8 protein-coding genes are annotated in these 12177 nt (G+C 68.8%); 5 read left to right on the top strand and 3 right to left on the bottom strand.

Annotation, left to right across the window (positions count from 1 at the left end; genetic code table 11):
- Positions 1-114: 114 nt before the first annotated feature.
- Complete coding sequence (gene pyk / locus OF380_RS09920) at positions 115-1527, bottom strand: pyruvate kinase (RefSeq protein ID WP_264050595.1); 1413 nt, start codon at positions 1525-1527, stop codon at positions 115-117.
- A gap of 134 nt (positions 1528-1661) precedes the next feature.
- On the opposite strand from pyk, the gene OF380_RS09915 reads away from it, so the two are divergent.
- On the top strand, positions 1662-3317 hold the full coding sequence (locus OF380_RS09915) for an acyl-CoA synthetase (RefSeq protein WP_264050594.1): 1656 nt from the start codon (positions 1662-1664) through the stop codon (positions 3315-3317).
- 206 nt (positions 3318-3523) lie between these two features.
- A complete protein-coding gene (locus tag OF380_RS09910) occupies positions 3524-4231 on the top strand; it encodes a hypothetical protein (RefSeq protein ID WP_264050593.1) in 708 nt (235 codons plus the stop codon).
- 198 nt (positions 4232-4429) lie between these two features.
- Here the strand turns inward: OF380_RS09910 and typA are convergent, their stop codons facing one another.
- Positions 4430-6250, bottom strand: coding sequence for a translational GTPase TypA (gene typA, locus OF380_RS09905; RefSeq protein ID WP_264050592.1), 1821 nt, complete (start codon positions 6248-6250; stop codon positions 4430-4432).
- Positions 6251-6407: 157 nt separating this feature from the next.
- A complete protein-coding gene (locus tag OF380_RS09900) occupies positions 6408-7724 on the bottom strand; it encodes an MFS transporter (protein ID WP_264050591.1) in 1317 nt (438 codons plus the stop codon).
- A gap of 222 nt (positions 7725-7946) precedes the next feature.
- Here OF380_RS09900 and OF380_RS09895 point away from each other — a divergent pair, with 222 nt between their 5' ends.
- The 3 genes from OF380_RS09895 to OF380_RS09885 all read left to right on the top strand — a co-directional run bounded on the left by OF380_RS09895 (position 7947) and on the right by OF380_RS09885 (position 12043).
- The gene (locus tag OF380_RS09895) at positions 7947-8846 is read left to right on the top strand and encodes a LysR family transcriptional regulator (protein WP_264050590.1); all 900 of its coding nucleotides are present in this window, start codon (positions 7947-7949) and stop codon (positions 8844-8846) included.
- A gap of 240 nt (positions 8847-9086) precedes the next feature.
- On the top strand, positions 9087-10502 hold the full coding sequence (aspA, locus tag OF380_RS09890) for an aspartate ammonia-lyase (RefSeq protein ID WP_264050589.1): 1416 nt from the start codon (positions 9087-9089) through the stop codon (positions 10500-10502).
- 224 nt (positions 10503-10726) lie between these two features.
- Positions 10727-12043, top strand: a complete 1317-nt coding sequence (locus OF380_RS09885; RefSeq protein ID WP_264050588.1) for a dicarboxylate/amino acid:cation symporter — start codon at positions 10727-10729, stop codon at positions 12041-12043.
- Positions 12044-12177: the final 134 nt, after the last annotated feature.

Below are 12177 nucleotides of genomic sequence, written 5' to 3'. Positions count from 1 at the left end.
GGGACCGGCGCGCTGCCTTCCGAAGCGCCGCCCCCGTCGATAGCGAGACGTCCAGATCCTCAGACTGATCCGCTCCTTGGAACGCCGGGCGGGACGGCCCGATCCGGGACGGGTCTAAACCTGAGCGATCCGGATGTTGTTCGTCGTGCCGGCGACCGCGAACGGGATGCCGGCCGTGATGACGACGCGGTCCTGCGGGGCGGCGAACCCCTCCTCCACGGCATGCGCCACGGCGTTCGTCACCATGTCCTCGTAGGTGGCGACTTCGTCTGCCTGGACGCTGTGCGCGCCCCAGAGCAGGCAGAGGCGCCGCGAGGTGGCGAGATCCGGCGTCAGGGCCAGGATGGGCACGGCCGGGCGCCGGCGGGCGACGCGGGCGGCGGTGGTGCCGCTCAAGGTATAGGCGACGATGGCGGCCGCATGCACCGCGTCCGCGAGCGCCGCCGTGGCGGTCGCGATCGCGTGGGGCGGCGTCTCCTCCTCGCCCGGATCCGAGGCAGTGATCAGGGAGCGGTAGAGCTTGTGCGTCTCGGTGCGGTGGATGATCCGGGCCATCATCGCCACCGTCTCGACGGGGTAGCGGCCCGTGGCGGATTCCGCCGAGAGCATCACCGCGTCCGCTCCGTCGTAGATCGCGGTGGCGACATCCGACGCCTCGGCGCGGGTGGGCGTCGGGGCCGAGACCATGGAATCGAGCATCTGAGTCGCCACCACCACCGGCTTGACCGCGAGGCGGCAGGCGCGGATCAGCTCCTTCTGGCGGCCCGGCACGTCCTCGTGCGGGATCTCGACCCCGAGATCGCCCCGCGCGACCATCACGGCGTCGGAGAGCCGGATGATGTCCTCGATGCGCTCCAGGGCTTGGGGTTTCTCGACCTTGGTCATCAGGCCGGCCCGGTCGCCGATCAGCCCACGCGCCTCGATCACGTCCGCCGGCTTCTGGACGAAGGAGAGAGCGACCCAATCCATCCCGAGGTCGAGGCCGAAGGCGAGGTCGTCGCGGTCCTTGGCCGTCAGCGGCGAGACCTCGAGCAGCGTGCCGGGCAGGTTCACGCCCTTGCGGTTCGCGATGACGCCGCCGACCAGCACCTCGGCGTCGATGCTGTCGGCGGTGAGCCCGGTGACGCGCACGCGCACCCGGCCGTCATCGATGAGGAGATCCTGGCCCGGCGCCACGGCCGCGAAGATCTCCGGATGCGGCAGCGGGATCGCGTCGCGCCCGCCTTCCGCGCCCGCCAGGACGAAGCGGATCGCCTCGCCGGAGGCCACCTCGATGCGCCCGCCCGCCAGGGTTCCGACGCGGATCTTCGGCCCCTGCAGATCCTGAAGGATCCCGATCGGGCGTCCCACGGCGCGCTCGAGGTCGCGGATGGCGGCATGGACCTTCGCGTGGTCGTCCTGCGTGCCGTGGCTGAAGTTCAGCCGGAAGGTATCGACGCCGGCCAGGAACAGGGCGTGCAGCATTTCCGGCGTGGATGAGGCGGGGCCGACGGTGGCGACGATCTTGGCGTGACGGTTACGGCGCATGATGGGTCCGGCCGCGCACGGCCGCCTCTGAAGGGGGTCAGCGGATCAGGAGGGCACGCAGATCGTGGCACCGGCGCGTTCCATTTGTCGAATCCCGGTGACGCGGTATCGTATCGCCCCAGGGAGACACGCCAATGACCGCCTCCACGACGGCCGACAGGGCCGCGCCGACGATCTACGATCGCGACCTCGACCGGAACCCGGCGAACTACCAGCCGCTGACGCCCCTGAGTTACCTCGACCGGGCGGCACGGGTGTTTCCCGACCATGTCGCCGTGATCCATGGCCCCCTGCGCCGCAGCTATGCGGATCTCTACGCACGCTGCCGCCGCCTCGCCTCGGCCCTGGCCGCCCGGGGCATCGGGCGCGGCGACACCGTCGCGGTGATGCTCGCCAACACGCCCGAGATGATCGAGGTTCATTACGGGGTGCCGATGACGGGGGCCGTGCTCAACACCCTGAACACCCGCCTCGATGCCACCGGCCTCGCCTTCTGCCTCGATCACGGCGAGGCCAAGGTTCTGATCACCGATCGGGAATTCGCGCGCGTCGCGGGGCCCGCCCTCGCCTCGGCCCGGGTGAACCCCCTGGTGATCGATGTGGACGACCCGGAATATGCGGGGCCGGGCGAGGCCCTGGGCAGCCTCGGCTACGAGGCCCTGCTGGCGGAGGGGGACGCGGGCTCGGACTGGGCGATGCCGGCGGACGAGTGGGACGCGATCTCGCTCAACTACACCTCGGGCACCACCGGCGACCCGAAGGGCGTGGTCTATCATCACCGCGGCGCCGCCCTGCTGTGTCTGGGCAACGTGATCACCGGCAACCTGGGACAGCACCCGGTCTATCTCTGGACCCTGCCGATGTTCCACTGCAACGGCTGGTGCTTCGCCTGGACGCTCTCGGTGGTGGCCGGCACCCATGTCTGCCTGCGGCAGGTCCGGGCAGGCGCCCTCTACGCCGCCCTCGCCGAGCACGGGGTCACGCATCTCTGCGGCGCGCCGATCGTGATGCAGCTCCTGCTCAACGCGCCCGAGGCCGAGCGCCGCCCCCTCCCCCGCCGCGTCGCCTTCCTGACGGCGGCCGCGCCCCCACCCCAGGCGGTGCTGTCCGCCATGGGCGGGGCCGGCTTCGACGTCACCCACCTCTACGGCCTCACCGAGACCTACGGCCCGGCGGTGGTGAATGCCTGGCACCGGGACTGGGACGCTCTGGATGCGGACGCGCGCGCGGAAAAAATGGCGCGCCAGGGCGTGCGCTACCCCGTGCTCGAAGGCTTCGACATCCGCGACCCCGACACCTGCGAATCGGTGCCGGCCGACGGCGCGACCATGGGCGAGGCGATGTTTCGCGGTAACGTGGTGATGCGCGGCTACCTGAAGAACCGCGCCGCGACCGAGGCCGCCTTCGCGGGCGGCTGGTTCCGCTCCGGCGACCTCGGGGTGAAGCATCCGGACGGCTACATCCAGCTGAAGGACCGCTCGAAGGACATCATCATCTCGGGCGGCGAGAACATCTCCTCCATCGAGGTGGAGGACGCCCTGTTCCGCCATCCCGCCGTCGCGGCCGCCGCCGTGGTGGCCAAGCCGGACGAGAAATGGGGCGAGACGCCGGTCGCCTTCGTGGAGCTGAAACCCGACGCGAGCGTGGAGGCCGACGCCCTGATCAGTTGGTGCCGCGATCGCTTGGCAGCCTACAAGCTCCCGCGCCAGGTTGTGTTCGGCGAGTTGCCCAAGACCTCGACGGGCAAGGTGCAGAAGTATCTGCTGCGGGAGCGGGCGCGGGAGGGGTGAGGCCGCCGGAGCGCCTCGGCATGGGGCCTGCGTCAGGGCATCGGTTCGGGCGTTTCCGGGTCGCCCGGAGCGATGAGCGGGCGCGATCCCGCGAGAACGACCCGAGCAGCTAGCGATCCACGGATGAAGCGAACAAGCGCCGATCTATTTTATTAGAAGTTGCATGGCACCATCGCCATGGTCACCGCTGATGCGAGGGTTCGACGATGACCACGATGGGACCGACACCAAGTCTGGGGACGCGAAGTCGAGACTTGGCATCGTCGCCGGCGGCAAGCCAGACGGCTGCCAAGACGACGAACGCGGCCGCCCCTACTGCAGCGAGTCCTGCCACGACCGTAAACTTCAGCAGCGCGGCAAGCAGAGCGTTTGCAAAGACCCAAGGGGCCTTGGCGACATCACCCTCGGAGACGCCGCGCATCCAATCGTTCGATGAGCTCGTTCAGGAGCGAACCAATAAATTGGCGGCTGATCTGATAACAAGGTTTGAAGACCTCGGCATCCCCGTGGATGAGCCGATCAAACTGGAAATCGACGAGTTCGGTAAGATCAAGACCGACAGCCCCTACAAGAAAAAAATCGAGGAGTTGTTCGAGAAAGATCCAGAACTTGCCAAGCAGTTCGAAGACGTCGCCTCCCTCAATGCGACAAAGGCCGCCCAGAAGGCGCTGGAGGCGTTCGACACGGAAATGAAGGCCGCGCGGAACGACGAGGAGAAGAGCATGGCCTACGAGCTCTACACAGTCCGGTCGATGACGTCGCAGACGTTGTCTGGCGTGTTGATGCTGGATGACGGGACGCTGCGCTCGGCCAGCGGAGAGTTCATGTCGAAATCCATTGGTGAGACGACCAGCGCCAAAGCGAGCACGAAGGCCGAGCAGGTCACGGGACAGCGGATTTTGATTACGGTCTGATGGTTCGATCCCGACGCCGCGAACCTCCCTCCCCGAAAGCCGCACATCCGCGAACGCTAGCGTGTCCGTAACGCGCCCGGTGACCGTGCCGCAGGCGTGGGCTTGCCCAGCTCGCCATCGGCACAAGACGGGCTGCAAACGAGAAAGGCCGGGCTCATCGCCCGGCCTCTCGTAACGGCGTCGTGGGTGGGTCGCGCGTTACGCGACGCCGCCCGAGCGCTCGAAGCGCTTGCGCTCGTTCGGGTCGAGGTAGGTCTTGCGCAGGCGGATCGACTTCGGCGTGACTTCCATCAGCTCGTCGTCCTGGATCCAGGCGAGCGAGCGCTCCAGGGTCATGCGGATCGGCGGCGTCAGGCGCACGGCCTCGTCCTTCGAGGTGGTGCGGATGTTGGTGAGCTTCTTGCCCTTGAGCACGTTCACCTCGAGGTCGTTCTCGCGGTTGTGCTCGCCGATGATCATGCCCTGATAGACCTTGGCGCCGGGCTCGATCATCATCGGGCCGCGATCTTCCAGGTTCCACATGGCGTAGGCCACGGCCTCGCCCTTGTCGTTCGAGATCAGCACGCCGTTGCGGCGGCCGGGCATCTCGCCCTTGTAGGGCTCGTAGGCCTTGAACAGACGGTTCATGATCGCGGTGCCGCGCGTGTCGGTCATGAGCTCGCCCTGGTAGCCGATGAGGCCGCGGGTGGGCGCATGGAAGACGAGGCGCAGGCGGGAACCGCCGGACGGCCGCATCTCGATCATCTCAGCCTTGCGCTCGGACATTTTCTGCACGACGACGCCGGAATACTCCTCGTCGACGTCGACCACGACCTCCTCGACCGGCTCGAGCACGTTGTCGTTCTCGTCCTTCGAGAGCACCACGCGGGGACGCGAGACGGCGATCTCGAAGCCCTCACGGCGCATGGTCTCGATGAGGATGGCGAGCTGCAATTCGCCGCGTCCCGACACGAAGAACGAATCCTTGTCGGCCGCCTCTTCGATCTTCAGCGTGACGTTGCCCTCGGCCTCCTTGAACAGGCGGTCGCGGATCATGCGGCTCGTGACCTTGTCGCCCTCGGTGCCGGCGAGCGGCGAATCGTTGACGATGAAGGACATGGTGACGGTGGGCGGATCGATCGGCTGGGCCTGGATCGGGGTCTCGACCTGCGGGTCGCAGAACGTGTCGGCCACGGTGCCCTTCACGAGGCCCGCGATGGAGACGATGTCGCCGGCTTCACCCACGTCGATGGGCGCGCGCTCCAGGCCACGGAAGGCGAGGATCTTCGAGACGCGGCCGGTCTCCACGACCTTGCCCTCGCGGTCCATGACCTTGATGGCCTGGTTCGGCTTCACGGTGCCCGACGCGATGCGGCCGGTGATGATGCGGCCGAGGAACGGGTTGGCCTCGAGCAGGGTGCCGAGCATCCGGAACGGACCCTCTTCGACCTTGGCCTGGGGAACGTGCTCCAGCACGAGATCGAACAGGGGCGCGAGGCCCTGGCTCTGGTCGCCATCGGGGGCGGTGGCCATCCAGCCGGCGCGGCCCGAGCCGTAGAGGATCGGGAAATCGAGCTGCTCGTCGGTGGCGTCGAGGGCCGCGAACAGGTCGAACACCTCGTTCACCACTTCGGTGATGCGGGCGTCGGGACGGTCGACCTTGTTGATGGCGACGATCGGCTTCAGGCCGATCTTGAGGGCCTTGCCGACCACGAACTTGGTCTGGGGCATCGGGCCCTCGGCGGCGTCGACGAGGACGATCACGCCGTCCACCATCGAGAGGATGCGCTCCACCTCGCCGCCGAAATCGGCGTGGCCGGGGGTGTCGACGACGTTGACGCGGGTGTCCTTCCAGACCACGGACGTGGCCTTGGCCAGGATCGTGATGCCGCGTTCCTTCTCGAGGTCGTTCGAGTCCATGGCGCGCTCTTCCACGCGCTGGTTCTCGCGGAACGAGCCCGACTGGGACAGCAGCTTGTCGACGAGCGTCGTCTTGCCGTGGTCGACGTGGGCGATGATGGCGATGTTGCGAAGCTTCATAGGGTATCCGGAAGCGAGACGAGCCCGTCACGCGACGGGCCGCAGGAATGCGGCCGGCTGCGCCGGGTCACGGGATCGAGCTATCGCGTCGCAATAGAAGGTGTGGGGCTCCGGGGCAAGGGGTGACGGCCGCTTAGCCCAGCATGCCCCACCCCCGTCAGGCGCGGGCCAGCTCCATGCGCAGGGTGCGGGCCCGGTAACGGCCGAGCGCGGTGACGCAGACGAACGAGATCGCCGCGAGCGTGGTGCCGAAGGCGGCGATGGGCCACCAGTGGCCCTGGAAGCGCTCGGCCAGGATGGTGCCGATGATCGGGGTGAGCCCGCCCGCCACCGCGCCGCAGACCTGATAGGCCACCGAGATCGCGGTGTAGCGCACCCGCGTCGGGAAGGCGCTGGCCACGTATCCGGCGATGACCGCGTAGAAGGTGGCGGTGCCGACGACGTTGAGGGCGAGGCCGAGCACCAGGGCGGGGACCGAGCCGAGATCGACCAGGAGGAAGAGCGGATAGGGTGCCAGCATCGCCCAGATCAGGGTGCCCTGCAGGAACAGGCGCTCGTTGCGGATGGCCTCGGCGATCCGCGCGCCGACGGGCGTCATCACGAACTGGACGCAGGCCGCCACCAGCAGCGCGTCGAGGATCGTCGCCCGGGGCAGGCCGAGATACTGGGTGGTGTAGGTGATCATGAAGGTGTTGAAGAGGTAGACCGAGCCGATCGCGAAGGTGTTGGCGCCGGTCGCCAGGACGAGGGGCCGCAGGGAGGTCGCCAGCACCTCGCGGATCGGGGCCGGGGCCGGCCCCCGCTTGGCCCGGTTCTCCTCGAATTCGGGTGATTCGCCGACGCCGAGGCGGATGAACAGGCCGACGAGGAGCAGGACGATGCTGATGAGGAACGGCAGGCGCCAGCCCCAGGCGAGGAAGCTCTCCTTGTCCATGAGCCCGGCGAGGCGGAAGGCCAGCAGCGAGAGGATCTGCCCGGCCGGACTGCCGAGCTGGGCGAAGGAGGCGAAGAAGGTCGAGCGGCCCTTCGGGGCGTGCTCGGCCGCGAGCAGCACGGCCCCGCCCCACTCGCCCCCCACGGCGATGCCCTGGAGGATGCGCAGGGCCACCAGGGCCACGGGCGCCCAGATCCCGATGCTGGCATAGGTCGGCAGCAGGCCGATGCCGGTGGTGGCCAGCCCCATCATCACCAGGGTGACCACCAGCGCCTTCTTGCGTCCGACCCGGTCACCGATATGGCCGAAGACCAGCCCGCCGAGGGGCCAGGCGAAGAAGCCGACCGCGAAGGTGCCGAAGGCCGCCAGCGTCGCCACGAAGGGCGTCGCCTCCGCGAAGAACAGCGGCCCGAACACGAGGGCGGCGGCGGTGCCGTAGATGAAGAAATCGTACCACTCGATGGTGGTGCCGACGAAGGCGGCGATGGCGGCGCGCGCGGGCTGGCGCGGGGCGGGTTCGGACGTCGGGGGCGTTCGCATGCAAGACTCTCTCGCGGGATGGGACTGGGCGCTCGCCGCCCCTCGGGGCGCCGAGGCACTCCGCCGGAGGCGCCCAGCACGGGGAGAGACACAGCAAAGGTTGGACCGCCCGAGGAAAAGGGCCGAGGCGGGGTCCACCTTGCCGCGTCGCGCGCGCGGATGCGAGAGTTCGCGGCCGGCCCTCACGGCGAACGAGGCGCGCGCGCCGGCCGAAGGACGACGATGGAACTCAAGTGGATCGAGGATTTCATCAGCCTCGCCGAGACCCGCAGCTTCTCGCGCTCGGCCGAGGCCCGGTTCGTCACCCAATCGGCCTTCAGCCGGCGCATCCGCTCCCTGGAGGTCTGGCTCGGAACCGTGCTCCTCGACCGCAGCACCTACCCGATCACCCTCACGGCCGATGGCCGCCAGTTCCTGGAGACCGCCGAGGAGGTCTCGCGCCTCCTCACCGTCAGCCGCGCGGATTTCCGCAACCGCAGCGAACGCTCCGGCCTGCCGGTGGTGACGGTGGCGGCTCTGCACTCGCTCTGCCTGTCCGTGCTGCCGCGCTGGCTCGCCGGCATCCGGGAAGCGGTGGGGCCGATGGCGAGCAGGGTCCTGCCCGACAACTTCAACATCTGCGTCCAGGCGCTGGTGGAGGGCGGCTACGACCTCCTGCTGACCTATCACCATCCGGGCATCCCGATGCCGCTGGACCCCGAGCGCTACCCGCACCGGGTCATCGGGCGCGACAGCCTCGTCGCGGTGGCCGCCCCCCACGGCCTGCCGCCGGATCGCGAGGGACGCCGGCCATTGCTGCAATATTCGCGCGGCTCGTTCCTCGGGCTCCTCGCGGCGATCGCCCAATCGAAGGAGGGTGCGCCCGTCACCTACCCGATCCACACCAACGAGAATTCCATGGCCGAGGCCTTGCGCTCCATGGCGCTCGCCGGCCACGGCGTCGCCTGGCTGCCGGTGAGCCTGGTCGCAAGCGAGATCGCCTCCGGCGCGCTCGACGTGGTGAGTTCCGAGATGCTGATGGAGATCCGTCTGTACCGCAGCGCCGAGCGCGCGCGGCCCTTTCTCGACGCTGTCTGGAACGCGGCCGCCCTCGACGCGCCAAACTATGCATTGCAGGACTAGTTCCTGTCGCAATGAGCATTGGCGGTCGGCGCGGCGCCGGACTAATCCCCTCCTCAGTGGCGTCCTGAGCCGCAGCCGGTTCGCATCGCGGGCGCGACGATACCCCCATCCCTCCACGAAGACCCGAGGCGAAGCCGTGAGTGCGGCCGCGCCGTCGCGGCCGAGTGGCCGTTTTCCGCCCTGCACGGCGTGCCGGATCGCATCCGCGCGCCGATCACTTCCGGACACCAGGAGAGAGCCGTGACCGACCTTCCGACCCGCACCGAGCACGACCTTCTGGGCGACCGCGAGGTGCCGGCCACGGCCTATTACGGCGTCCACACCCTGCGCGCCGTCGAGAACTTCGCGATCACCGGGCGGACCCTGGCCGACTGCCCCGACCTCATCAACGCGCTCGCGGCCATCAAGCAGGCGGCGGCGCTGGCCAACCGGGAGCTCGGCCTCCTCGACGCGGCGCGCACCGACGCCATCGTGGCGGCCTGCGAGGAGATCCGCGCCGGCGCCCTGCACGACCAGTTCGTGGTCGACCTGATCCAGGGCGGGGCCGGCACCTCCACCAACATGAACGCCAACGAGGTCATCGCCAACCGGGCGCTGGAGATCCTCGGCCACGGGCGCGGCGCCTACGAGCACCTGCACCCGAACGAGCACGTCAACATGGGCCAAAGCACCAACGACGTGTACCCGACGGCCCTGAAGATCGCGGCGACCGGCGCCATCCGCCAGCTGATCGACGCGATGGCCGGTCTGCGCGCCAGCTTCTCCGCCAAATCCACGGAGTTCGCGGACATCTTGAAGATGGGCCGCACGCAGTTGCAGGACGCGGTGCCGATGACGCTCGGCCAGGAATTCGGCACCTACGCGCTGATGCTGCGCGAGGACGAGGCCCGGCTGGGGGAGGCCGCGCTGCTGATCCGCGAGATCAACATGGGCGCCACCGCCATCGGCACGGGCATCACCGCGCATCCGCTCTACGCGGCGCTGGTCTGCGCGCGGCTGTCCGAGATCACGGGCATCCCCCTGGAGACCGCCGAGGACCTCGTGGAGGCGACCCAGGATTGCGGCGCCTTCGTTCAGCTCTCGGGCGTGCTCAAGCGGGTCGCCGTCAAGCTCTCCAAGACCTGCAACGACCTGCGCCTGCTCTCCAGCGGTCCCCGCGCCGGCTTCAACGAGATCAACCTGCCGGCGCGCCAGGCCGGCTCCTCGATCATGCCCGGCAAGGTCAACCCGGTGATCCCGGAGGTGGTCAACCAGGTCGCCTTCGAGGTCATCGGCAACGACGTGACCATCACCTTCGCGGCGGAGGCCGGCCAGCTCCAGCTCAACGCCTTCGAGCCGATCATCGCCTACAGCCTGTTCAACAGCCTGACCCACCTGCGCGCGGCCTGCATCACCCTCGATCTCCACTGCGTCCGGGGCATCACCGCCAACCGCGAGCGCCTGCGCGCCAGCGTGGAGCAGTCGATCGGCATCGTCACGGCGCTCAACCCCTATATCGGCTACCGCAACGCCACCGCCGTGGCGCTCGAAGCCCATGCGACGGGACGGGGCGTCTACGACCTAGTCCTCGAAAAGGGGCTGATGGCGAAGGAGCAGCTCGACGCCGTGCTCCAGCCCGACCGCCTGACCCGGCCGCAGGCCTTCGCGGCGGCCTGAGGGTCCGGCAGACCCGGATGCCCACGATGGGGCGGGGCCCGATCTGAGATCATGCGCCGGCCGATCGCGCAGCGATCCGCGTGCATCCCCTCGCCCCCCCTGCGGGGAGAGGAAAGCCCGCACGACCAATCGCGAAAAGCCCCGGGTCACGCCATGACCCACGATGACACCGCGAATCCAAGCGTCCCGCTGACGCCCATCGAACAAAAATCGGGAGGAACACCATGACCCACAGCGACGCCACAGCGGACGGCAAGAAACCGGGCCGCCTGACGCTTTATACGGGTGTCGGACTCGTCCTCGGCATCCTCGCCGGCGCGGTCCTGCACGGAATGGCGGCGGGGCCGGCCGAGGCCAAGGAGATCGCCGGCTACTTCACCCTCGTCACCGACATCTTCCTGCGGCTGATCAAGATGATCATCGCGCCGCTGGTCTTCGCCACCATCGTGTCGGGCATCGCGAGCTTCGGCGACAGCCGGACGGTGGGACGGGTCGCGGCGCTCGCCATGGGATGGTTCCTGACCGCCTCGGTGGTATCGCTGTCGGTGGGCTTCCTCGTCGCCAACCTGTTCCAGCCGGGCGCCGGCCTCGCCCTGCCGCTGCCGGAGGCGGGCGCGCAGACCGGCCTCAAGGCGGCATCGCTCAACCTGCGGGACTTCCTCACCCACGTGTTCCCGACGAGCATCGTCTCGGCGATGGCCACCAACGAGGTGCTGCAGATCCTCGTGTTCTCGATCTTCTTCGGCTCCGGCCTCAGCGTGATCGACCGGCGCTACGCCGACCCCATGATCCACATGATCGAAGGGCTGGCCCGCGTGATGTTCGCCGTCACCGACGCGGTGATGAAGCTCGCACCCCTCGCGGTCTTCGCCGCCATCGCGGCCGTGATCACGGTTCAGGGTCTCGGCGTGCTGATCGATTACGGCAAGTTCATCGGCGCGTTCTATTTCGGTCTCGCGGTGCTCTGGGTGATCCTGATCGGCGCGGGCTGGCTGGCGCTGGGCAACCGGGTGGTGCGCCTGCTCGATCTCCTGCGCGCGCCGATGATCCTGGCCTTCTCCACCGCCAGCAGCGAGGCCGCCTTCCCCCGTACCGTCGAGGTGCTGGGCCGATTCGGCGTGCGCCCCCGCGTCACCGGCTTCGTGCTGCCGCTCGGCTATTCGTTCAACCTCGACGGCTCGATGATGTACCAGGCCATGGCCGCGCTGTTCATCGCCCAGGCCTTCGGCATCCACCTGAGCGTCGCCGAACAGTTCACCATGCTCCTCGTCATGATGGTGACGAGCAAGGGCATCGCCGGGGTTCCGCGTGCCTCCCTGGTGGTGGTCGCCGCCACCGTGCCGATGTTCGGCCTGCCGGCCGCGGGCATCCTCCTCATCATGGGCGTGGACCAGATCCTGGACATGGGCCGCACCGTGACCAACGTGCTCGGCAACGGCCTTGCCACCGCCGCCGTCGCCCGCTGGCAGGGGGAGATCGACGCGGAGCCCGGTGATCCGGCGGACATCGGGGGTCTGGTGGCGAAGCCCGCGCGGGCCTGACACCCGGGTTCGGGCTCACCGGGAGCGCCGGTCACGCCTGACAGATGAGCGCCCTGCCCTCCGGTACACCCCGGAAGGCGGGCGCCCGATTCAGCCCGCGCGGACCACGAGTCTCGGCGGCGCGCGATGCACGC

The organism is Methylobacterium sp. FF17, from assembly GCF_025813715.1.
GTDB classification, from domain to species: Bacteria; Pseudomonadota; Alphaproteobacteria; order Rhizobiales; family Beijerinckiaceae; genus Methylobacterium; species Methylobacterium flocculans.
Note: the sequence above shows the minus strand (reverse complement) of the source record. Positions and strands in the feature narration are given on the sequence as shown.